21 protein-coding genes (1 of these 21 cut by a window edge) are annotated in these 21,062 nt (G+C 69.4%); 14 read left to right on the forward strand and 7 right to left on the reverse strand.

What is annotated here, in order from left to right:
* Positions 1-76 precede the first annotated feature (76 nt).
* Together IAI58_RS09590 and IAI58_RS09595 are read left to right on the forward strand one after the other, a co-directional pair.
* Complete coding sequence (locus IAI58_RS09590) at positions 77-1,912, forward strand: M3 family oligoendopeptidase (protein ID WP_207450074.1); 1,836 nt, start codon at positions 77-79, stop codon at positions 1,910-1,912.
* Positions 1,905-3,275, forward strand: a complete 1,371-nt coding sequence (locus IAI58_RS09595) for an ABC1 kinase family protein (protein WP_207450076.1) — start codon at positions 1,905-1,907, stop codon at positions 3,273-3,275. Before IAI58_RS09590 ends, IAI58_RS09595 begins: the two co-directional genes overlap by 8 nt.
* 27 nt (positions 3,276-3,302) lie before the next feature.
* On the opposite strand, the gene IAI58_RS09600 is transcribed toward IAI58_RS09595, so the two are convergent.
* The 4 genes from IAI58_RS09600 to IAI58_RS09615 all read right to left on the reverse strand — a co-directional run bounded on the left by IAI58_RS09600 (position 3,303) and on the right by IAI58_RS09615 (position 7,684).
* Complete coding sequence (locus tag IAI58_RS09600) at positions 3,303-5,075, reverse strand: chloride channel protein (protein ID WP_207450078.1); 1,773 nt, start codon at positions 5,073-5,075, stop codon at positions 3,303-3,305.
* Between the two features lie 12 nt (positions 5,076-5,087).
* On the reverse strand, positions 5,088-5,849 hold the full coding sequence (gene radC / locus IAI58_RS09605; protein WP_207450080.1) for a RadC family protein: 762 nt from the start codon (positions 5,847-5,849) through the stop codon (positions 5,088-5,090).
* 54 nt (positions 5,850-5,903) lie between these two features.
* Positions 5,904-6,710 (reverse strand): type I methionyl aminopeptidase, encoded by an 807-nt coding sequence (gene map, locus IAI58_RS09610; RefSeq protein WP_207450082.1) that lies wholly within the window; start codon positions 6,708-6,710, stop codon positions 5,904-5,906.
* 71 nt (positions 6,711-6,781) lie between these two features.
* Positions 6,782-7,684, reverse strand: a complete 903-nt coding sequence (locus tag IAI58_RS09615; RefSeq protein WP_207450084.1) for a methyltransferase domain-containing protein — start codon at positions 7,682-7,684, stop codon at positions 6,782-6,784.
* A gap of 133 nt (positions 7,685-7,817) precedes the next feature.
* Here IAI58_RS09615 and IAI58_RS09620 point away from each other — a divergent pair, with 133 nt between their 5' ends.
* Genes IAI58_RS09620 through IAI58_RS09630 form a run of 3 tightly spaced genes read left to right on the forward strand, consistent with a single transcriptional unit; the run spans position 7,818 to position 9,355 of the window.
* Positions 7,818-8,588 carry a ComF family protein gene (locus IAI58_RS09620; protein WP_237182623.1) on the forward strand — a complete coding sequence of 257 codons (771 nt, stop codon included), beginning with the start codon at positions 7,818-7,820 and terminating at the stop codon, positions 8,586-8,588.
* An 18-nt stretch (positions 8,589-8,606) separates the two neighbouring features.
* A complete protein-coding gene (gene grxC / locus IAI58_RS09625) occupies positions 8,607-8,867 on the forward strand; it encodes a glutaredoxin 3 (RefSeq protein ID WP_207450086.1) in 261 nt (86 codons plus the stop codon).
* Entirely contained in the window at positions 8,867-9,355 is a 489-nt protein-coding gene (locus tag IAI58_RS09630; RefSeq protein ID WP_207450087.1) for a DUF1178 family protein, read from the forward strand. The genes grxC and IAI58_RS09630 overlap by 1 nt, the downstream gene beginning before the upstream one ends.
* Positions 9,356-9,358: 3 nt before the next feature.
* Here the strand turns inward: IAI58_RS09630 and ubiG are convergent, their stop codons facing one another.
* On the reverse strand, positions 9,359-10,096 hold the full coding sequence (gene ubiG / locus IAI58_RS09635; RefSeq protein ID WP_207450088.1) for a bifunctional 2-polyprenyl-6-hydroxyphenol methylase/3-demethylubiquinol 3-O-methyltransferase UbiG: 738 nt from the start codon (positions 10,094-10,096) through the stop codon (positions 9,359-9,361).
* A gap of 117 nt (positions 10,097-10,213) precedes the next feature.
* Here ubiG and IAI58_RS09640 point away from each other — a divergent pair, with 117 nt between their 5' ends.
* From IAI58_RS09640 to prmC, 7 genes are all read left to right on the forward strand, one after another.
* Positions 10,214-11,434 carry an aspartate kinase gene (locus tag IAI58_RS09640; protein ID WP_207450089.1) on the forward strand — a complete coding sequence of 407 codons (1,221 nt, stop codon included), beginning with the start codon at positions 10,214-10,216 and terminating at the stop codon, positions 11,432-11,434.
* Between the two features lie 10 nt (positions 11,435-11,444).
* On the forward strand, positions 11,445-12,485 hold the full coding sequence (locus tag IAI58_RS09645) for an NAD(P)H-dependent flavin oxidoreductase (RefSeq protein WP_237182624.1): 1,041 nt from the start codon (positions 11,445-11,447) through the stop codon (positions 12,483-12,485).
* 128 nt (positions 12,486-12,613) lie between these two features.
* Positions 12,614-13,714 carry a helix-turn-helix domain-containing protein gene (locus IAI58_RS09650; protein WP_207450090.1) on the forward strand — a complete coding sequence of 367 codons (1,101 nt, stop codon included), beginning with the start codon at positions 12,614-12,616 and terminating at the stop codon, positions 13,712-13,714.
* 98 nt (positions 13,715-13,812) lie between these two features.
* Complete coding sequence (gene ispG / locus IAI58_RS09655) at positions 13,813-14,952, forward strand: flavodoxin-dependent (E)-4-hydroxy-3-methylbut-2-enyl-diphosphate synthase (protein ID WP_207450091.1); 1,140 nt, start codon at positions 13,813-13,815, stop codon at positions 14,950-14,952.
* A 4-nt stretch (positions 14,953-14,956) separates the two neighbouring features.
* The gene (gene hisS / locus IAI58_RS09660) at positions 14,957-16,276 is read left to right on the forward strand and encodes a histidine--tRNA ligase (RefSeq protein ID WP_237182834.1); all 1,320 of its coding nucleotides are present in this window, start codon (positions 14,957-14,959) and stop codon (positions 16,274-16,276) included.
* Positions 16,273-17,343: a peptide chain release factor 1 gene (gene prfA / locus IAI58_RS09665; RefSeq protein ID WP_207450092.1), complete on the forward strand. Its 1,071-nt coding sequence runs from the start codon at positions 16,273-16,275 to the stop codon at positions 17,341-17,343. The genes hisS and prfA overlap by 4 nt, the downstream gene beginning before the upstream one ends.
* Positions 17,336-18,196: a peptide chain release factor N(5)-glutamine methyltransferase gene (prmC, locus tag IAI58_RS09670; protein WP_207450093.1), complete on the forward strand. Its 861-nt coding sequence runs from the start codon at positions 17,336-17,338 to the stop codon at positions 18,194-18,196. Before prfA ends, prmC begins: the two co-directional genes overlap by 8 nt.
* Before the next feature lie 43 nt (positions 18,197-18,239).
* Here the strand turns inward: prmC and IAI58_RS23455 are convergent, their stop codons facing one another.
* Complete coding sequence (locus tag IAI58_RS23455) at positions 18,240-18,545, reverse strand: hypothetical protein (RefSeq protein WP_408906218.1); 306 nt, start codon at positions 18,543-18,545, stop codon at positions 18,240-18,242.
* On the opposite strand from IAI58_RS23455, the gene IAI58_RS23460 reads away from it, so the two are divergent.
* Complete coding sequence (locus IAI58_RS23460) at positions 18,531-18,878, forward strand: DUF4167 domain-containing protein (RefSeq protein ID WP_408906219.1); 348 nt, start codon at positions 18,531-18,533, stop codon at positions 18,876-18,878. The two genes, IAI58_RS23455 and IAI58_RS23460, sit on opposite strands and share 15 nt — an antisense overlap.
* 40 nt (positions 18,879-18,918) lie before the next feature.
* Here the strand turns inward: IAI58_RS23460 and IAI58_RS09680 are convergent, their stop codons facing one another.
* Positions 18,919-19,674 carry an MOSC domain-containing protein gene (locus IAI58_RS09680; RefSeq protein ID WP_207450094.1) on the reverse strand — a complete coding sequence of 252 codons (756 nt, stop codon included), beginning with the start codon at positions 19,672-19,674 and terminating at the stop codon, positions 18,919-18,921.
* Between the two features lie 142 nt (positions 19,675-19,816).
* On the opposite strand from IAI58_RS09680, the gene clpB reads away from it, so the two are divergent.
* Positions 19,817-21,062 carry the 5' portion of an ATP-dependent chaperone ClpB gene (gene clpB / locus IAI58_RS09685; RefSeq protein ID WP_207450096.1) on the forward strand. It continues 1,337 nt past the right edge of the window, so the window shows 1,246 of its 2,583 coding nt (coding positions 1-1,246); its start codon is at positions 19,817-19,819; the stop codon falls past the right edge of the window.

Here is a 21,062-nt window from a genome sequence, read left to right on the forward strand (position 1 = left end):
TTGGCGGCGGGCGCTTGGCCTGCCGCCTGTTGGGCTTATATCGGTAGGACCGGAACCCACAACCGCAAGGCGCGCCGTGAAGCTTCTTACTCCCCGCCATCCCGCCCGCGACACCGCCTCCCGCCCCTCCGGTACCGGAGGGGAGGCAGCCTTGCCGGTCTGGGACCTCTCCGACCTCTATGATGGCTCAGGCGACCCTAAGCTAGAAGCCGACCTGAAGCAGGCCGATTCCGAGGCCCGCGCCTTCTCCGAACGCTATGCCGGCAAGCTGGCCGACCTTTCCGGCGACGCGCTGGCCGAGGGCATCGCCACCTATGAGCGGATCGAGGAGGTGCTGGGCCGCGCGATGTCCTATGCCCAACTCGTCTTCTCCGGCGATGCCCAGGACCCAGAGAACGGCCGCTTCTACCAGACGATGCAGGAGCGGGTGACGGCGATCTCCACCCACCTCCTTTTCTTCACGCTGGAGCTGAACAAGCTGGAGGAGGCGGTGCTGGAGGCCAAGCTCGGCAAGAGCAAGGCGCTGGCCCATTACCGCCCCTTCCTGCGCGATCTCCGTGTCTTCCGCCCGCACCAGCTTTCGGACGAGGTGGAGCGGCTGCTGCATGAGAAGGAGGTCACGGGGCGCAGCGCCTGGAACCGCCTGTTCGACGAAACCATCGCGGCGATGGAGGTCAAGGTCGGGGAGGAGGTGCTGAACGTCTCCGGCGCCCTAAACAAGCTCTCCGACCGCGACCGCAAGGTGCGGGAGGCGGCGGCCAAGGGGGTCTCAGCCGCCTTCGGGGAGAAGTCGCGGCTCTTCACGCTGATCACCAACACCCTGGCCAAGGACAAGGAGATCATCGACGGCTGGCGGCAGTATCCGCGCCCCGGCAGCAGCCGCAACCGCGCCAACATGGTCGAGGACGAGGTGGTGGATGCGCTGGTCTCGGCCGTGGTGGCCAGCTACCCGGCGCTGTCGCACCGCTACTACGCCATGAAGGCCAAGTGGCTGGGCCTGCCCAAGCTGCAGCACTGGGATCGCAATGCGCCCCTGCCGGACGAGGATGACAGCGACATCCCCTGGGATGCCGCGCGGGACCGCGTGCTGGCCGCCTATAACGGCTTCAGCCCGGAGCTGGGCAAGATCGGCCGGCGCTTCTTCGATTCACCCTGGATCGATGCGGCGCTGCGGCCGGGCAAGGCTTCCGGCGCCTTCGCCCACCCGACGGTGCCGAGCGTGCACCCCTATCTGCTGCTGAACTATCACGGCAAGTCGCGCGACGTGATGACCCTGGCGCATGAGCTGGGCCATGGCGTGCATCAGGTGCTGGCGGCCGACCAGGGCTACCTGATGTCCGGCACCCCGCTGACGCTCGCCGAGACCGCGAGCGTCTTCGGCGAGATGCTAACCTTCCGCGCCGTGCTGGATGCCGAGAAGGACCCGAAGCGGCGCCGCGCCCTGCTGGCCGGCAAGGTGGAGGACATGCTGAACACGGTGGTGCGGCAGATCGCCTTCTACCGCTTCGAGACCCTGCTGCATGACGCCCGCGGCAAGGGCGAGCTGTCACGCGAGGAGATCGGCGCGCTCTGGATGCAGGTGCAGGTGGAGAGCCTCGGCCCGGCCTTCGAGTTCACGCCGGATTACGAGATCTACTGGTCCTATATCCCGCATTTCATCCACACGCCGTTCTACGTCTATGCCTACGCTTTCGGAGACTGCCTGGTGAATGCGCTCTACGGCGTCTTCCAGGAGGGCAGCGTCCCCGATTTCCAGGCCAAGTATCTGGAGCTGCTGAAGGCCGGGGGCACGCTGCGGCACAAGGAGCTGCTGGCGCCCTTCGGCCTGAACGCCGCCGATCCCGCCTTCTGGCACAAGGGGCTGAACGTCATTTCCGGATTTATCGACGAGCTTGAGCGCACCGATGGCTAACGAGCGGGACGAGAGTACTTTCTTCGGCGAGTTCCGCCGCATGGCCCGCACCTCCGGCGCCGTGGGCGGCATCGCCGCCCGGGTGGCGGGGGAACGCTTCCTGGGCATCAAGACCGACAAGGCCAGCCATGCCAACGACCTGAAGGCGCTGCTCGGCGGGCTGAAGGGCCCGCTGATGAAGGTCGCGCAGTTCCTGACCACCGTGCCTAACGCCCTGCCGGCGGAATACGCGCAGGAACTGGCGGCGCTGCAGGCCAATGCCCCGCCCATGGGATGGGCCTTCGTCCGCCGGCGCATGGCCAGCGAACTGGGGCCGGACTGGCAGTCCAGATTCGCCAGCTTCGGGCAGGAGGCGGCGGCGGCGGCCAGCCTGGGACAGGTGCATCGCGCCACCCTGCCGGACGGGCGGCTTGTCGCCTGCAAGCTGCAGTATCCCGACATGCCCAGCGTGGTGGAGGCCGACCTCCGTCAGCTGAAGATCGCCATGGGCATCTTCGCCCGGATGGATGACGCCATCCAGCATGACGATGTCTATGTCGAACTCTGCGACCGGCTGCGGGAGGAGCTGGACTACGAGCGGGAGGCGGCGCAGATGCGCCTCTACAACCGCATGCTGGCCGATGTCCCGGATGTCCGCACGCCGACCCCGGTGGAGGGTTATTGCACCCGGCGCCTGCTGACCATGAACTGGCTGGAAGGCCGCCCGATCATGGAGCGCCTGGCCGAGAACCCGCCGCTGGAGGAGCGCAACGCCTATGCGCGCGCCCTGTTCCATGCGTGGTACGTGCCCTTCTACCATTACGGCGTGATCCATGGGGACCCGCATCTCGGCAACTATCAGGTGCGCCAGCCGACGGAGAGCGAGCCTGCCGGCATCAACCTGCTGGATTTCGGCGCCATCCGCGTCTTCCCGCCGCAATTCCTCAGCGGCGTGATCATGCTCTACGAGGCCATCCGCGATAACGACGAGGAAAAGGCGCACGAGGCCTATACGAACTGGGGCTTCACCAACCTGACCAAGGAGAGGATGGAAGTCCTCGGCCTCTGGGCGCGCTTCCTGCACGAGCCGCTGCTGGACGACCGCGTGCGCCCCATCCAGTCCGGCGGCGACCCGGATTACGGGCGGAAGGTCGCGGCCCAGGTGCATGCGGGGCTGAAGCGCACCGGGGGCGTGAAGCCGCCGCGTGAATTCGTGCTGGTGGACCGTGGCGCGGTGGGCCTGGGCAGCGCCTTCATGCGGCTGGGCGCCGAGTTGAACTGGCACCGCATGTTCAACGAGCTGATCGCGGATTTCGACCAGGTCAAGCTGGCCAATCGCCAGGCCAAGGCACTGAAGGAAGCCGGGGTTCCGCCGACCGTGTGACGCGGGGCCGGGCAGGGGAGCGGCGCCTCAGGCGCCCAGCTCCTCCGTCCGGCGCTTCTCCAGCTCCTCGCCGTAGCGGCGCAACAGATGGGCCTGGCTCAGCAGGCCGATCACCCTGCCGCTGCTGAGGTTGTCGACCACCGCCAGCGCCTCGCTCTCGGTCGCCTCGAAGACGGCCATGGCCTCCTTGGCGTTCATCGCCGGCAGCAGGGGCGTCTTGGCGTGGTGCAGCAGCGGCGCGACGGTTTCCAGTTCATCCGACGCCTCGGCATGAGCATCGGTGACACTGACGATGCCCGCGTAGCGGTCGGCCTCGTCCACGGCCACGATCTGGGACGCGGCGCCGAGCGGGAAGTCGCGGCGGAAGGAGCTGAGGCGGGTATCCGCTTTCACCGTCCGCACATCCCGTCGCATCAGCTTGCCTACCGTCAGGTCGCGCAGCCAGCCGATGTCCTGGGCGCTGCGGATCGTCTCGCCGCGGAGATGGAAGCGCCAGGTGGCGAAGGAGTAGCCGAAGAGGCGCCGCACCGTGACGCTGGAGGCGATGACGGCCACCAGGACCGCGCCGGTCAGGCCGAAATTGCCTGTCATCTCCATGGCCAGGAAGGTCATGGCCAGCGGCGCGCCGATGACGGCGGCGCCGAAAGCGCTGGTGCCGACGGTGATCAGGAAGATGGGGTCCACGCCCGGCGGGATCACCAGGGCCAGGAAGGCGGCGAAAAGCTGGCCCATCAGCGCCCCCAGCAGCAGGGAGGCAAAGAACAGGCCTCCGCGAAACCCCGAGCCGATGGAAATGGCCGAGGCCAGGGCCTTTAGCAGCAGCAGCAGCGCCACGGCGCCCAGGGTCGTCTCCGTCACGAAGAGCTGGTGCAGGGAGCCATGCCCGGCGGAGAGCACCCCCGGCGTGATCAGCGCCAGCGCGCCCACCGCCAGCCCGCCGATCGCCGGCCGCAGGTTGGGCCAGGGCACGCCGCGCCGCAGCCACCGCTCCGTCAGGGTCACGCCCCGCATCACGACAATCCCTGCCAGCCCGCAGAGCAGGCCGAGCACGAGCGCCAGGCCATAGCCCTGCCAGTCCGGGGCAACGGCACCGCCCACGGCCAGCACGGCTCCCTCGGTCTGGATCAGCCGGGCCACCAGCACCGCGGTCACGGCGCTGGTGACAACCGGGGCGAGGGTGACGATGGAATAGACGCCCACCACCAGCTCGAAGGCATAGAAGGTGCCCGTCAGCGGCGCGTCGAAGGCCGCGGCGATGGCGCCGGCGGCACCGCAGCCCACCAGTACCCGGAGATCGCCACGCCGCAGCCCGAAGAGCCTCCCGAGGCGGGAGGCGGCGCCACCGGCGATCTGGGTATAGCCGGCCTCCAACCCCACCGAGGCGCCGAAGCCGTTGGAGACCAGGTTCTGCGCCACCACCACCACCCCGTCATTGAAGGACAGGCGGCCTCCGTACAGCGCATTGGCCTCGATGGGATCGACGGGGCTGCGGGGGCGATAGCGCGCCAGCAGCCAGTTCAGCCCCCCCAGCACGAGCCCGCCGATGGCCGGCAATGTCAGCAGCAGCCAGGGCGAGGCGCCACGCAGGGTCGAAAGGCCATGGAAGGCACCTGGCCCGAAGAAGAGCACATGGAGGCCGCGCGCGATGCCGCCGATGGCCACTGCCAGCAGCCCGCTGACGGCGCCCACCACCACGGCCAGCAGGATGATGCCGACCTCCGTCTGCCGCACCCAGCGGCGCAGCGCGGCGAGGCCGCGGCGCGGGTGCAGGTGGTGCGGCAGGGGCAGGTGAAGCCTCATTTCGGCGGTGACCTAAAGCAGCCGTTCCTTTCGGAAGGAAAGGTGCCGGCCATTGCCGATGATGAGATGGTCATGGACGACGATGCCCAGGGTCGCTGCCGCCGCGCGGATCTCGCCGGTCATCTCGATATCGGCTCCGCTCGGGGTGGGGTCGCCGCTGGGATGGTTGTGGACCAGGATCAGCGCGGTGGCCTGTAGTTCCAGGCATCGCTTCACCACCTCGCGCGGGTAGACGGGGGTATGGTTGACCGTGCCGCGAGCCTGCGCCTCGTCGGCGATCAGCCGGTTCTTGGAATCGAGGAAGAGGATGCGGAACTGCTCCGTCTTCTCCCGGGCCAGGGCGGCATTCAGATAGCCCAGCAGCCGGTCCCAGTTGTTCAGCAGAGGACGGTCCAGCACCTCTTCCCGCATCAGCCGCAGGGCCGCGGCCTGCACGGTCTTCAGCGCGGCGGCGCCTGCGTCTCCCAGGCCCTCGACCTGCCGCAGATCCTCCACTCTCGCGGAGATGGCATTGCCGAAGCTGCCGAAGCGGGCCAGTAGGGCACGGGCAATGGGCTTTGTATCGCGTCGCGGAAGGGCAAGGAAAAGCTGCATTTCCAGCAGCTCATGGTCCAGCAGCGCCTCGGGGCCGGCCGAGAGCAGCCTGGCGCGCATCCGGGCCCGGTGGCCCTCGGACGAAGTGGCGGCTGGTCGGGGTGCCGTGGATGCACCGCTCGTCTCATCCGGCGGGGCGAGGCCGAGCCCCGCTTCCGCCATGCCGCGCATCTTGCGCATGGGGCCTCCTTGGTCCCGCCCAGCTTCGACGGAACCAAAAGGCAAGTCCAGGGCTCAGGCGCCGTAGGGGGGCTTGTGCAGGCCGGCGGGGGAATAGGTGAAGACCTCGCACCCGTCCTCGGTCACGCCGACCATGTGCTCGAACTGGGCGGAGAGGCTGCGGTCCCGCGTCACGGCGGTCCAGCCGTCGTCCAGCACCTTCACCTCGGGCCGGCCGGCATTCACCATCGGCTCGATCGTGAAGAACATGCCGGGCTTCAGCACCGCGCCCTCACCAGGGCGGCCGAAATGCAGCACATTGGGGGAGGCATGGAAGGTGCGGCCGATGCCGTGGCCGCAGAAGTCCCGCACCACGGAGAAGCGCTGCTTCTCCACATAGCTCTGGATGGCATGGCCGATATCGCCCAGCCGGGCGCCGGGACGCACGGCCTTGATGCCGCGCATCAGGCTTTCATAGGTCACGTCCATCAGCAGCTTGGCTTTGGTGCTGGGCGTGCCGGCCACATACATGCGGCTGGTGTCGCCGTACCACCCGTCCACGATGACGGTGACGTCGATGTTGAGGATATCGCCCTCGACCAGTACCTTGGTGCCGGGGATGCCGTGGCAGACCACATGGTTGATCGAGATGCAGGAGGCGTGCTGGTAGCCGCGATACCCGACCGTCGCGGAGGTCGCGCCCTGCGCCTCGATGAAATCGAGGATGATCTTGTCCAACGCGCCTGTGGTCACGCCCGGGCGCACATGCGGAGTGATCATGTCCAGCGTCGCGGCGGCCAGTTGCCCCGCGCGCCGCATGCCGACGAAATCTTCCGGCGCATGCAGCACGATGCGGCGGGACTCAGAAGCCGTTTGTTCCATAATCGCGAAAGATGCGCGGCAGCGCGTCCGGTTGCAAGGTTTTGCGCGGGGATGGCTGGGCTGCGGCGCCGTCAGTGCGGACGGCCGCCGCCCCCCGTCTTGTCCCCGGCCTTGTGCTCCACCGTGCCCAGGGCATCGGCCAGCCTCGCATTGGCGCTGCCGGGCCGGGCGGGCTGTTGCTGGGTGGGTGCCGGCGCCCAGCCCGTCAGCACCAGCATCTCCAGCGTCACCGGCAGCCCCTGCCCATCGGATGGCAGGCGCGAAAGGGCGAGGGGGAACAGGGCCCGTGGCGGGATACGCGGGTCGCGCGCCAGGGCGGCATTGCCTTCACCGGCGGCGCGCAGGTCGCGCAGAAGGGCCAGCGGCGTGCGGTAGTGCAGCGCCAGCCTCTCCCGGTCCGCCACCGGCAGGGCGAAGCCGGCGCGCTGCAACAGCGCGGCGCCGTCCTGCAATTCAGGGAAGGGCGAGACGCGCGGGCTGATGCCGTCGCGCAGCTCCGATTCGGCCGCGGCCAGCGCCTCCCGCAGGGGTTGCAGGGTGCCGAGCGCCGGCAGGCTGGCCAGGAACAGCCCGTCGGGCCTCAGCGCCCGCCGGATCTGCAGCAGGGCGCCGGGCAGGTCGTTCACCCAGTGCAGCGACAGGCTGGCGACGACCAGGTCGAAGCTGCCGGGCGCGAAAGGCAGCCATTCCTCGTCCGCCGCCACAGGCAGACCCCCGGCCCGGCGCGCCATTCCGGCCGCCAGATCGGCCGAGACCACGAAGGGAATGCCGCGCGCCGTCAGCATCGGCGCCACGCTGCCGCGCCCGCCGATTTCCAGCGCGCGGGTGAAGCGCAGCGTGGTGTCGTCCAGCCGATCCAGCAGCCGCTCGGCGGCCGCGTCCAGGATGGGGGAGACGGCACCGACGCCAGGCGCCGCCTTCTCCCGCCGCAGCCGGACCAGGGTCCGGTCGAAGACCTGCATCGCATCGCTCATGCCGGCTGATGCGCCGGGCGAAGGGGAATGTGCAAGCCCTTCATCATTATCACGGAATCGTGATAATGGTATCGCCATGGATGGTCGGGCGGTGACTCGGAGTCTGCGGTGGTTGTGCGGGGCGGCGCTGGACATGCTGCTGCCGCCGCGCTGCCTCTGCTGCGCCGTCGTCGTCCCGGCCGATGGCACCCTTTGCGGCGAATGCTTCCGCAAGGTCACACTGATCGGCGCACCGCTCTGCCACCGCTGCGGCGTGGCCTTCATTCATAGCGGGCAGGGGGAGCCACTGCCGGGCGGGGGGGCGCTGCATTGTGCCCGCTGCCTCGGCCGCCCGCCGGAATACGGGCAGGCCCGCGCCGCCTATCTCTATGACGCCGGCTCCCGCCGCCTGCTGCTGCCCCTGAAATATGGTGACCGTACGGAACTGGCCGGGCCGATTGCCAGGCAGATGGCCCATGCCGGGCGGGAATTGCTGGCCCGGGCGGATCTCCTGCTGCCGGTGCCCCTGCATCGCCGCCGGCTGCTGGCCCGCCGCTACAACCAGGCGGCGCTGCTGGCCCGGTGTCTCTCGCGCCTGTCGGGTGTGGATTGGGTGCCGGACCTGCTGCGCCGCCGCCGCGCCACCCCGCCACTGGGGGAGTTCGGCGCGGCCGAGCGTGCCGCGCTGCTGGAGGACGCCTTCGCCCTTGCCCCCGGTGCGGCGGCGCGGGTGAGGGGGCGGCGGCTGGTGCTGGTGGACGACGTGCTGACATCCGGCGCCACCGCCACGGCCTGCGCGCGGCTGTTGCTGGCGGCCGGCGCGCGGGCGGTGGACGTGCTGGCCGCGGCGCGGGTGCCGGACCGCGCGCTGGAGGACGGGATGGATGTGCCATCCCCGCGCAATCCTCTTGACCGGCGCGCGTAACACACCGATGTGTGCGCCATGGCCAAGGTCGAAATCTATACCACCCCGTTCTGCCCTTACTGCGCGCGCGCCAAGACGCTGCTGAGCCGCAAGGGTGTCGAATTCACCGAATACGATTCCCCGCATGGCTCCCAGGAGCGGCAGGACGCTATCAGCCGCTCCGGCGGCCGTACCACGGTGCCGCAGATCTTCATCAATGATCAGGCGATCGGTGGTTGCGACGACCTTTTCGCGCTTGACCGGTCCGGCAAGCTGGACCCGCTGCTACAGGCTGCCTGATGATCCACTACCAGCTTCGCTGCGACCAGGGCCACGAATTCGACGGCTGGTACAGGGACAGCACCGCCTTCGAGAAGCTTGCCGATGCCGGGCTGGTGGAATGCCCGGTCTGCGGTGGCTCCAAGGTCACGCGTGCCCTGATGGCGCCGGCCATTCCGAAGAAGGGCCGCACCAAGGCGGCTGAGCCGGCCGAGCCTGTGGTGCCCCAGCAGCCCGCGCCGCCCCCGGAGGCTGGGGCGCAGCAGCAGGCCGCCGCCGGGCCGATCCCGGCGCAGATGGTGGCGCTGCTGCAGCGGATGCGGGCCGAGGTGGAGAAGAACTGCGACTATGTCGGCAGCGGCTTCGCCGAGGAGGCGCGCAAGATGCACCGGGGCGAGACCGAGTTCCGCGGCATCTATGGCGAGGCCAGCGACACCGATGCCGAGGCCCTGAGGGATGAGGGCATCGACATCGCCCGCCTGCCCTGGGTCCCAAGGGCGGACGGCTGAGGCTCAGTCCCGCGCCAGCGCCACGATGTAGTTGACCGCCACATCGGGCGTGGCGCGCCAGGCCCGGCCCGGTGCCCCCTGGGGCGCCATGCCGGAGATCGCCACCACCCGCAGCCCGGCCCGGCGCGCCTCGGCGCCCAGCTCGGCGGGGGTGACGAACATCTTCCAGTCATGGGTGCCGCGCGGCAGCAGCCGCAGGAGGTATTCCGCGCCCAGCTTGGCGAAAAGGAAGGACCGCGCGGTGCGGTTGAGGGTGGAGAGGAAGACCATCCCGCCTGGCTTCGTCAGCTTGGCCAGCGCGGCCAGGAAGGCGGCGCGGTCGGCGACATGCTCGATCACCTCCAGCGCCATCACCGCGTCGAAGCGGGCGCCCTCGGCCGCCAGCGCCTCTGGCATGCCCTCGCGGTAGTCGATCTCCAGCCCTTCCGCCGCCGCATGCGCGCGGGCGGCGGCGAGTGCCGCCGGGGCGGCGTCCAGCCCCGTTACTTTCGCCCCCAGGTGGGCCATACCCTCGGCGGCCAGGCCGGCACCGCAGCCGACATCCAGCAGCGTCAGGCCGCCCAGCCGCGCCGGATCGCCGCCCCGCGCCCGGGCCAGGTGCTGGGCGATCCAGCCGCAGCGCAGCGGATTCATGGCGTGCAGAGGCGCCATGGGACCCTGCGGGTCCCACCACTCGGCGGCCAGGGCATCGAACTTGGCGATCTCCTCCGGGGTTGCGGTCGCATGGGTGATGTCGGTCATGGCGGCGTCTTCCCCGGTTGCGGTGCAGCGCAGTGCCCGTTATCTGTCGCAGCCCCTCGCCGGCCGCAACTGCGGCAGGCACTCCGTTTCATTTTCGGATCGACTCCCAGAACCGCAATGGCCCGTATCGTGATGAAGTTCGGCGGCACTTCCGTCGCCGACCTGGACCGTATCCGCAACGTCGCCAACCGCGTGAAACGGGAAGTCGATGCGGGCAACGAGGTGGCCGTGGTGGTTTCCGCCATGTCCGGCACCACCAACCAGCTGGTGAAGTGGTGCACTGAGCTGTCGCCGCTGCACGATGCCCGCGAATACGACACCGTGGTCGCGACCGGAGAGCAGGTGACGATCGGCCTGCTGGCCATCGCGCTGCAGACCATCGGCGTCGATGCGCGTTCCTGGCAGGGCTGGCAGATCCCGATCAGGACGGATGATGCCCATGGCAAGGCCCGCGTCGAGGAGATCGACGGCACCGTGCTGATCGAGCGGATGAAGACCGGTCAGGTGCCGGTGGTGGCGGGCTTCCAGGGCATCGGCCCGGACAACCGCGTGACCACCCTGGGCCGTGGCGGCTCGGACCTCTCGGCCGTCGCCATCGCCGCCGCGGTCAAGGCTGACCGTTGCGACATCTATACGGATGTGGACGGCGTCTACACCACCGACCCGCGCATCGTGCCCAAGGCACGCAAGCTGCCGGCGGTGGCTTATGAAGAAATGCTGGAGCTGGCTTCGGTCGGCGCCAAGGTGTTGCAGACCCGCTCGGTCGAACTGGCCATGAAGCAGCGGGTGCGGGTACAGGTTCTGTCCTCCTTCGAGGACAAGCCGGGCTCGATGGTCGTGGATGAGGATGAGATCGTGGAACAGCCGCTGGTGACGGGCGTCGCCTATTCCCGCGACGAGGCCAAGGTGACGCTGCGCCGGGTGCCGGACAAGCCCGGCATCGCCGCGCAGGTCTTCGTCCCGCTGTCGGAAGCCAATGTGAACGTGGACATGATCGTCCAGAACCTGGGCGCCGACGGCACGACCGACATGACCTTCACCGTGGGCAAGACCGACCTGCCGCGCGCGAAGGAAGTGCTGGAGAAGGCCCGCCCGGTCATCCAGTTCGAAGCGATGATCACCGATCCGGAGGTCGCCAAGATCTCTATCGTCGGCATCGGCATGCGCTCCCATGCCGGCGTGGCCGCGACCATGTTCAAGGCCCTGAGCGAGAAGGGCATCAACATCCAGGTGATCTCGACCTCCGAGATCAAGACCAGCGTGCTGGTCGGCCTGGAATACACCGAGCTGGCCGTGCGCGCCCTGCACACGGCCTATGGCCTGGACGCCCCGGGTTAAGGAACGCCAGATGCCGATGGATGCGCTCGCCCCCGTGATGGACCCCTCGCTCGAGGCGCTGATGGCGCGCGGCGCCGCTTTCCTCGGCACGCGCTACGCCATCCTGGGCGGGGCGATGAGCTGGGTCAGCGAGCGCAACCTCGTCGCCGCCCTCTCCAATGCCGGCGCCTTCGGCGTCATCGCCTGCGGCGCCATGATGCCGGACCGCCTGGCCGAGGAGATCGCCGCCACCCAGGCGCTGACGGACAAGCCCTTTGGCGTCAACCTGATCACGATGCACCCGAACCTGATGGAGCTGGTGCAGGTCTGCCTGGACGCGAAGGTCGGCCATATCGTCTTCGCCGGCGGCATCCCGCCCGGGCCCGCCATCAAGGCGGCCAAGGATGGCGGCGCCAAGGTCATCTGCTTCGCCCCGGCGCTGGCCTTGGCCAAGAAGCTGGTGCGTTCCGGCGCCGATGCGCTGGTGATCGAGGGTTCCGAGGCCGGCGGGCATATCGGCCCGGTCAGCCTGACCGTGCTGGCGCAGGAGATCCTGCCGCATATCCGCGACGTGCCGGTCTATGTGGCCGGCGGCATCGGGCGGGGCGAGGCCATCCTCTCCTATCTGGAGATGGGCGCGGCGGGCGTGCAGATCGGCACCCGCTTCGTCTGCGCCACCGAATGCATCGCGCATCCGAACTTCAAGCGCGCCTTCATCCGCGGCGCGGCGCGCGACGCCCTGCCGACGGTGCAGCTGGACGAGAGCTTCCCCGTCATTCCGGTGCGCGCCTTGCAGAACGGAGGCACCAAGCGCTTCCTGGAACACCAGGCCGAGGTCATCCGCCGCTTCAAGGCAGGCGAGGTGGCAAAGGATGCCGGGCAGCTTGAGATCGAGCATTTCTGGGCCGGTGCCCTCCGCCGCGCGGTGGTGGATGGCGATGTCGAGAATGGCAGCCTGATGGCGGGCCAGAGCGTTGGCATGGTGACCAAGGAGCAGCCGGCGGCCGAGATCATCGCCGAACTGCTGGACCAGGCCTCCGCCGCATTGACCGCGCGACGCGCCGGCGCTTGAAGAAAGTGGAGGGGGCGGCCGCCGTGCCGATGCCCCGCCGACGGCCGTAGGAGCAGGGGGCGGCCGCCACTGCAACCGTTCGCCGCAACCCGCGCGGCGCGATAGGTGCCCTCCACGTGGCCTATGACATGAAGCGTCATCCCCGCCCTGAGACCAGTGCCGAAGCGGTAAGGGTGGGGGAGGAGCTGCGCGACGCGCGTCTCGCCTCCGGCCTCAGCCTGGAAGAGGCCGAGGACCGGCTCCGCATCAACCGGCGCTATCTGGCGGCGCTGGAGGAAGGGCGGGTTCGGGACCTGCCGGGCGTGACCTATGCCACCGGCTTCATCCGCAGCTATGCCCAGATGCTGGGGCTGGACGCGTCCGAGATGGTGCGCCGCTTCCGGGAGGGAGCCGGCGTTGCCGCCGCTTCCAAGGATCTCGTCTTCCCCGAGCCGGTGCCCGAGCGCGGCATTCCGGCGGGCGCCATCATGATGGTGGGCGCCGTGCTGGCGGTCGCGGGCTATGCCGGCTGGTATTACTGGAGCGGCTCCTCCCAGCGCACCGTGGACGTTGTGCCGGCCCTGCCACCCCGGCTGGAGCAGTCCGCACGCGAGGCCGGCGCGCCGCCGCTGCCGGGCGCGGCGATGCCCGGCAGTGCGGGCCAGGCCCTGCCGCCCGGCACCTCGGCCGTGACGGGCGCTACCCCGCGCATCAATCCGCCGCCAGCCACGGCCCTGCCGCCTGCCGCGCTGCCCCCCGGAACGCCGCCGGCCGGTCCGGTTGCCGGTTTCCCGGCCACGGTGCCCGCGCCCGCGCCAGTCACCGCGCCGGCACCGGCCGCGGGTCAGCCGCGCCCGGAGCAGCCGGCGCCGCCGGCCGGAAGCGCCGTCCTGACCCCCGAGCAGCCGGCACCCGCCGCGCCGGAACCGCCGCCCCTGACGGCCGCCGAGCCGGCCACACCCGCAGCCAGCGGGATCGTGCTGCGTGCCACGGAGGATGCCTGGGTGCAGATCCGCGACACCCGCACCGGCCGCACGGTCCTCAGCCGCATCCTTCGGCCGAAGGAAACCTATGAGGTGCCGGAGGGTGGCAATCTCATCCTGACCACCGGCCGTATCGAAGGCCTGGCCATCGAGGTAGACGGCAAGCCCTCCGCCGCCTCGCAGGGGCTCGTCGGTGTCCGCCGCGACATTCTGCTGGACCCGGCCCGCCTCCGGGATGCCGAGCCTGGGCAATTGCCGACCCGTTAAGCGCCCGCCGGCGGGGAGATCGCCCGAAAGGTGCCTTGGCCTCCCGCCCGCGGGCTGCCATATCGGCGGCTGACCGCAGCGGGAGGGTTCCGGCCGCCATGTCCTATCGTCCGTATCAGCAGATCCTGCGCCGCAAATCGCGGCAGATCCGCGTCGGCAAGGTGTTGGTCGGTGGCGATGCGCCGATCTCGGTGCAGACCATGACCAATACGCCGACCGAGGATGCCGCCGCGACCATCGCGCAGATCCGTCGGGCGGAGCTGGCCGGCGTGGATATCGTCCGCGTCTCCTGCCCCACCGAGGAATCGACGGCGGCGCTCAAGGAGATCGTCCACGAGGTCAATGTGCCCGTCGTGGCGGATATCCATTTCCATTACCGCAGGGCCATCGAGGCCGCCGTGGCCGGTGCCGCCTGCCTCCGTATCAACCCCGGCAATATCGGCAGCAAGGAGAGGGTGCGGGAGGTGGTGAAGGCCGCCCGCGACCATGGCTGCTCCATTCGCATCGGCGTCAATGCCGGCAGCCTGGAGCGCCACCTGCTGGAGAAATACGGCGAGCCGAACCCGGAGGCGCTGGTGGAAAGCGCCCTCTGGCACGCCGCCCACCTGCAGGAACTGGACTTCCACGAGTTCAAGATCAGCGTGAAGGCCTCCGACGTCTTCCTCGCGGTCGCCGCCTACCAGCAATTGGCCGAGGCCTGCGACCACCCGCTGCATATAGGCATCACCGAGGCGGGCGGGAAGCGCACGGGAACGGTGAAGTCCTCGATCGGCCTCGGCTCCCTCCTCTGGGCCGGCATCGGCGATACCATGCGCGTCTCCCTCTCGGCCGAGCCGGAGGAGGAGGTGCATGTCGGCTGGGACATCCTGAAGTCGCTGGGTATCCGCCACCGGGGCGTGAAGATCATCTCCTGCCCCTCCTGCGCCCGGCAGGGCTTCAATGTCATCAGGACGGTGGAGACGCTGGAGGAGCGGCTGGCGCATATCGAGACGCCGCTGACCCTCTCCATCATCGGCTGCGTGGTGAACGGGCCGGGCGAGGCGTTGATGACGGATATCGGCGTGACGGGCGGTGGCGCCGGGCGCCACATGGTCTATCACGCCGGCAAGACTGACCACACGGTCGAGGGCGAGGCGATGGTCGATCACATCGTCGAACTGGTCGAGAAGAAGGCTGCCGAGATCGCGGCGGCCAAGCAGGCTGAGGCCCGGGCGGCTTCGGCCGATGCGGCGGAGTGAAGACGTGAGCGGAATGCAGCCGGTACGCGGCACCAGGGACCTGATCGGCGAGACCTTCCGCCGCCACCAGCATGTCATCGACACCGCCCGCCATGTCTCCGGCCTCTACGGCATGGAGGAATGGGCGACGCCGATCTTCGAGAGCACCAGCGTCTTCTCGCGCAGCCTGGGCGAGACCTCGGACGTGGTGTCCAAGGAGATGTACACCTTCGAGGACCGGGGCGGGGACAGCCTGACCCTGCGGCCCGAGGGCACGGCGGGCGTCTGCCGCGCGCTGGTCAGCAATGGCCTCACCCAGGGTGGCCTGCCGCGCAAGGTCTTCTATGCCGGCCCGATGTTCCGCTACGAGCGGCCCCAGAAGGGCCGCTTCCGCCAGTTCCACCAGATCGGCGCCGAGATCCTGGGCGCGGCCGAGCCGCTGGCCGACGCCGAGGTGATCGCGATGGGCTGGCAGATCATCCAGCAGCTCGGCATCGACGACGGCGTGGTGCTGGAGATCAACACGCTGGGCGACGCCCCCTCCCGCGACGCCTATCGCGCGGCGCTGGTCGCCTATTTCCGGTCCCACGCGGCGCAGCTTTCGGCCGAGAGCCAGGCGCGGCTGGAAAAGAACCCGATGCGCATCCTGGACAGCAAGGATGAGGGCGACAGGAAGCTGGTGGCCGGCGCGCCGACCATCGACGGCCACCTGACGCCGGATGCCAGGTCCTTCTTCGACAGGGTGCTGAGCTACCTGGACCAGTTCGGCGTCCCCTATCGCCGCAATCCCCGCATCGTGCGCGGACTGGACTATTACAGCCACACTGCCTTCGAGTTCGTCACCGACCGCCTTGGCGCCCAGGGCACCGTGATGGGCGGCGGGCGCTACGAGGGACTGGTGCAGGAGATGGGAGGCCCGGCCACCCCCAGCGTGGGCTGGGCGGCAGGTGTCGAGCGGCTGGCGGAACTGCTGGAGGAAGCGCCGGAGGCGACGCGGCCCGTGGCGGTGATCCCGGTGGCGGAAGCCCAGGAAGCCGCCGCGCTGGCGCTGACGCAGATGCTGCGCCAGGGCGGCATCCCGGCCGAGATCGCCTATAAAGGCAACCTGAAGAAGCGGATGGAGCGTGCCAACAAGACCGGCGCCCAAGCTGCCGTCATCATCGGTGAGAGCGAGGTGGCGGAGGGCGTCTATGTCGTCCGCAACCTGCGCGACGGCTCGCAGGAGCGCGTCGGTGCTCCCGGCCTGCTGCCCGCCCTGGCCGCCGCCGGCGTCGAGGACGCGATGCTGGAGCAGATGATGGACAGCATCGAGGTCGGCTTCGAAAGCGACGACGAGACGGCATGAGCGGCACCAGCCCTGGCCTGTCGGAGAAGCTGAACCGGCTGCTCTACCGGGCCGACGAGTTGCGCGCCCTGCTGGAGACGGCCGAGGGCGGGCAGATCGGCGCCCTGGCGCGTGAGTTGTCGGAGCTGGAGCCGCTGGTGGAGAAGGTTGGCGCCCTGCGCGCCGCCGAGCGTGCCCGCGACGAGGCCGAAACCATGATGGCCGACCCCGAGATGCGGGAGTTGGCAGAGAGTGAATACTACGCCCAGCGCGACGCCGTGCCGGTGCTGGAGCGCGAGCTGCGCCTGATGCTGCTGCCGAAGGACGCGGCGGACGAGGGCAACGCCATCCTGGAAATCCGACCCGCCGCCGGTGGGGATGAGGCCGGGCTTTTCGCGGCGGAGCTGTTCGGCGCCTATCAGCGCTACGCGGCTTCCCGCGGCTGGCGCTTCGACATCATGGACTACGACGAAAACGAGGTCGGCGGCATCAAGGGCGCCGTGGCAGAGGTGCAGGGCAGGGGCGTCTTCGCCCGGCTGAAATACGAGAGCGGCGTCCATCGCGTCCAGCGCGTGCCGGCCACCGAGACGCAGGGGCGCATCCATACCTCGACCGTGACGGTGGCCGTGCTGCCGGAGGCGGAGGAGGTGGATGTGCAGATCAATGAGAATGATCTGCGGATCGACACCTACCGGGCCAGCGGCGCCGGCGGCCAGCACGTCAACAAGACCGACAGCGCCGTGCGGATCACCCACATCCCCACCGGCACCGTGGTGGCGATGCAGGAGGAGCGCAGCCAGCACAAGAACCGCGCCAAGGCGATGAAGGTGCTGCGCTCCCGCATCTACGACCAGCAGCGCCTGGCGGTGGATTCCGCCCGCGCGGGCGACCGCAAGGCGCAGGTGGGCACCGGCGACCGCAGCGAGCGCATCCGCACCTACAACTTTCCCCAGGGGCGGGTGACGGACCACCGCATCGGCCTGACCCTGCACAAGATCGACCGCGTGATGCAGGGCGAGCTCGACGAGATCATCGACGCCCTGACCGCCGAGGACGAGGCGGCGCGGCTGGCGGCCGAAGGTGTCTGACAGCTGCGCTGATCCGGCGGGCAGCGTCGGCAGCTTCCTCTGCCGGGCCGGCCAGCATCTACGTGCGGCGGCCATCGAGAACCCCCGGCTGGAGGCGCGGCTGCTGCTCTCCACCGCCATGGGGGTGGAGAGCACGGCCCTGCTGCGCGACCCACGCGCGCTGGTGCCGCCCGAGGCCGCGGACCGCTTCGCCGGGATGCTGAAGCGCCGGCTGGCGCATGAGCCCATGGCCTATGTGCTCGGGCACCAGGGCTTCTGGACGCTGGACCTCGCGGTATCCCCGGCCACGCTGATTCCCCGTGCCGACTCCGAGGCCATTGTCGAGGCCGCCTTGCAGGGACCGGCGCCCCGCCGCGTGCTGGATCTCGGCACCGGCACGGGCTGCCTGCTGCTGGCAGTGCTCTCGGAGCATCCGGGCGCTTTCGGGGTGGGGCTGGATCTTTCGCCCGGGGCGTCGGCGCTGGCGGCGGCCAATGCCCAGACCAACGGCCTGGCGGAGCGCGCGCTCTTCCTGGCCGGAAGCTGGGCCGAATCGCTGCTGGGCGGCTTCGACCTCGTTCTCTCCAACCCCCCCTATATCGAGCGCGCGGCGATACCCGCGCTGATGCCGGAGGTGGCGCTGCATGAGCCGGCACGGGCGCTGGATGGCGGGCCGGATGGGCTGGAGGCCTACCGGGTCATTGTCGCCGACCTGCCGCGCCTGCTGACCCCAGGCGGCCGCGCGGTGCTGGAACTTGGCCAGGGTCAGGCACCCGCGGTGGCGGCGCTGGCGCTGGCCGCCGGATTGGAAGTGCTGGGGACCCATGCAGATCTCGGGGGGGTGGATCGCGCCCTGATCCTGCGGAAGCCATGAAAAAACAGTTTGGCTGACACGAAAGGCGAGGCTAGGGTGGGCTTCAGCGGCAGGATACGCGATAGCGGGCCTGGAAGCTGCCGGGGGACGCCAGTACGGCCATGATGGCCTTGGCCGCCCGGCACCGCAGCGACATAACCACCATCCGCGACCATTTCGGCCTGTTGGGGGCCTGCTGCCCCCTCACGCCGGTCAACGCGAGCATGAGACGGCGAACGCAATATCCATGAACATTAAGCGCATGCGCGGCCGTGGCGGCCATCGTCAGGGTGGGGGCGGCGGCGGCCAGTTCCGGCAATCCGGAGGTGGTGGCGGCGGCGGCGGCAACCAGCCGATGAACCGCAACCACGTCTTCGATTCGAGTGGCCCGGACATGCGGCTGCGGGGCACGGCCCAGCAGTTGTTTGAGAAGTATCTGCAGCTTGGCCGCGATGCGACCGGCTCCGGCGACCGGGTCATGGCTGAGAGCTACTTTCAGCACGCGGAACATTATTTCCGCATCCTGAACGCGATGGCCCAGGCCGCGCAGCAGAACCAGCCCCAGAGCCGGCGCCCGCAGGGCGGCCCCGATGGCGCAGAGCAGGGTGAGGCCGGGAACGGCGAAGCCATCTCGGTCAATGGCGGCACTGATCCCGCCAGTGACGCCGAGGCTTCTGACGAGCAGCCGCAGACGGTTCAGTAAGACGCGAGGCTGGCCGCCGCGCCAGCCTCCCGTGCTGCCCTCAGGGCAGCACTTCCAGCGCGTCCCCGCGCGAGACCCTGCCATCTTCCAGCACCAGCGCGTGCAGGCCGAGATCGGCATGGCCGAAATGCTCCCGCAGCAGCTTCGGCACATTGGCGTCGCGCTCGGCGGTGACAGGGTTCACCTGCGTCGCCGGGCAGCGCATCGTCCGCTTGTAGATGGAGAGGCGGGCGCCGCCGATCAGCACCTCCTTGTCCACCCAATCGAACTCGGCCCAGGCCGGCAGCCCGCTGAAATAGATATTGGCGCGGAAGCGGAGCGGGTCGAGCGTCAGCCCCGTGGCCTTTTCCAGCGCCGCGATAGTGGCCAGGTTGATCAGCGTCACGCCCTTCCGCCGGTCGTCGGAGAAGGCATGGCCGGGGGCGGAGACAAAGCGGGGGGTGCCGCGCGCCTCCTCGCCCAGATAGGCGGTCAGGGCGGCGGCGATGGCGTTCCGGCCCGTCGGGGTCTGGGTGCTTGCCAGCAATTCCTGCCCGCCCGGGATCCGCAGCAGCAACTGGCCACTATGACCGTCATAGGCGGCCGAGATCAGCGCCAGCCGCTCATTCACCATCAGGCAGGCGAAATGCCGCTTGGGCAGGAAGCCGGGCGCGGCCTCGTCGAAAGGCGCGTCGCCCTGGGCCAGGGCGAACCGGCGGTCGTCCTGGATGCATTCGCCGGCCTTCAGCAGCACATCCTCCAGCGCCTCGGCGGTCAGGCCTTTCACGGGATATCGGTAGAGCGTCTCGACGCGCATGCACTGCTGCCTTCCCTGGCTTTTTTACCCACCCCGGCCTTGAAGCCGGCGCCAACCCTTTACCACATTCAATCTCGTTACGGTGCCCGGGGGTCGCCTTGCAGGGTCTCGAGTGCCGGTCCGCTCAAAGGAGGGGCCATTCATGGATATTGAGAAGTTCACCGAGCGCGCCCGCGGCTTCCTGCAGGCCGCGCAGACCATCGCCATACGCGAATACCACCAGCGCGTGACCCCGGAGCATCTGCTCAAGGCGCTGCTGGATGACGAGCAGGGTGCCGCCGCCGGGCTGATCCGCGCCGCGGGTGCCGACCCGAACCCCGTGAAGATCGCCGTGGACGCCGAGATCAGCCGTCTGCCCAAGGTTCAGGGTGCCGGCGCCGGCCAGCCGCAATTCGTGCCCGAGATCGTGCGGGTGCTGGATGCCGCGCAGCAGCAGGCCACCAAGGCCGGCGACAGCTTCGTGGCGCAGGACAGGCTGCTGGTCGCCCTGGCCGCGAGCGACACCCCCGCCGGGCGCGCCCTGGTGCATGCGGGTGCCACCGCCCAGAAGCTGGAAGCCGCCGTCGAGGCCGTGCGCAAGGGCCGCAAGGTGGACAGCGCCAATGCCGAGCAGCAGTTCGACGCGCTGAAGAAATATGCCCGCGACCTGACCGAGGCCGCGCGCGACGGCAAGCTCGACCCGGTGATCGGCCGGGACGAGGAGATCCGCCGCGCCATCCAGGTGCTGGCCCGCCGCACCAAGAACAACCCGGTGCTGATCGGCGAGCCTGGCGTCGGCAAGACCGCCATCGTCGAGGGGCTGGCGCTGCGCATCGTCAATGGCGACGTGCCGGAGGCGCTGCGCGACAAGCGCGTGCTGGCGCTCGACCTGGGTGCCATGGTGGCCGGCGCGAAGTACCGCGGCGAGTTCGAGGAGCGCCTGAAGGGCGTGCTGACCGAGATCGAGAGCGCGGCTGGCGAGGTCATCCTCTTCATCGACGAGATGCACACGCTGATCGGCGCGGGCAAGGCAGATGGGGCGATGGACGCCTCCAACCTGCTGAAGCCGGCCCTGGCGCGCGGCGAGCTGCACTGCATCGGCGCCACCACGCTGGACGAATACCGCAAGCATGTGGAGAAGGACGCGGCCCTGGCCCGTCGCTTCCAGCCGGTCTTCGTGGGTGAGCCGAGCGTGGAGGACACCATCTCCATCCTGCGCGGCATCAAGGAGAAGTACGAGCTGCACCATGGCGTCCGCATCTCGGATAGCGCGCTGGTGGCGGCGGCGACCCTCTCCAACCGCTACATCACCGACCGCTTTCTGCCGGATAAGGCCATCGACCTGATGGACGAGGCCGCCAGCCGCCTGCGCATGCAGGTGGACAGCAAGCCGGAGGAGCTGGACGAGG

This window comes from Roseomonas marmotae, from assembly GCF_017654485.1.
Lineage (GTDB): Bacteria > Pseudomonadota > Alphaproteobacteria > Acetobacterales > Acetobacteraceae > Pseudoroseomonas > Pseudoroseomonas marmotae.

Bases quoted from the DNA above. Each gene is read 5' to 3' on its own strand.
- radC (WP_207450080.1), bottom strand. From the start codon at position 5,849: ATGCGCAAGATGCGCGGCATGGCGGAAGCGGGGCTCGGCCTCGCCCCG.
- IAI58_RS09600 (WP_207450078.1), bottom strand. From the start codon at position 5,075: ATGAGGCTTCACCTGCCCCTGCCGCACCACCTGCACCCGCGCCGCGGC.
- IAI58_RS09680 (WP_207450094.1), bottom strand. From the start codon at position 19,674: ATGCGCGTCGAGACGCTCTACCGATATCCCGTGAAAGGCCTGACCGCC.
- IAI58_RS09620 (WP_237182623.1), top strand. From the start codon at position 7,818: ATGCTGCTGCCGCCGCGCTGCCTCTGCTGCGCCGTCGTCGTCCCGGCC.
- IAI58_RS23460 (WP_408906219.1), top strand. From the start codon at position 18,531: ATGAACCGCAACCACGTCTTCGATTCGAGTGGCCCGGACATGCGGCTG.
- IAI58_RS09615 (WP_207450084.1), bottom strand. From the start codon at position 7,684: ATGAGCGATGCGATGCAGGTCTTCGACCGGACCCTGGTCCGGCTGCGG.
- IAI58_RS09645 (WP_237182624.1), top strand. From the start codon at position 11,445: ATGCCGATGGATGCGCTCGCCCCCGTGATGGACCCCTCGCTCGAGGCG.
- prfA (WP_207450092.1), top strand. From the start codon at position 16,273: ATGAGCGGCACCAGCCCTGGCCTGTCGGAGAAGCTGAACCGGCTGCTC.
- grxC (WP_207450086.1), top strand. From the start codon at position 8,607: ATGGCCAAGGTCGAAATCTATACCACCCCGTTCTGCCCTTACTGCGCG.
- ubiG (WP_207450088.1), bottom strand. From the start codon at position 10,096: ATGACCGACATCACCCATGCGACCGCAACCCCGGAGGAGATCGCCAAG.
- IAI58_RS09640 (WP_207450089.1), top strand. From the start codon at position 10,214: ATGGCCCGTATCGTGATGAAGTTCGGCGGCACTTCCGTCGCCGACCTG.
- IAI58_RS09650 (WP_207450090.1), top strand. From the start codon at position 12,614: ATGAAGCGTCATCCCCGCCCTGAGACCAGTGCCGAAGCGGTAAGGGTG.
- IAI58_RS09595 (WP_207450076.1), top strand. From the start codon at position 1,905: ATGGCTAACGAGCGGGACGAGAGTACTTTCTTCGGCGAGTTCCGCCGC.
- ispG (WP_207450091.1), top strand. From the start codon at position 13,813: ATGTCCTATCGTCCGTATCAGCAGATCCTGCGCCGCAAATCGCGGCAG.
- map (WP_207450082.1), bottom strand. From the start codon at position 6,710: ATGGAACAAACGGCTTCTGAGTCCCGCCGCATCGTGCTGCATGCGCCG.
- IAI58_RS09630 (WP_207450087.1), top strand. From the start codon at position 8,867: ATGATCCACTACCAGCTTCGCTGCGACCAGGGCCACGAATTCGACGGC.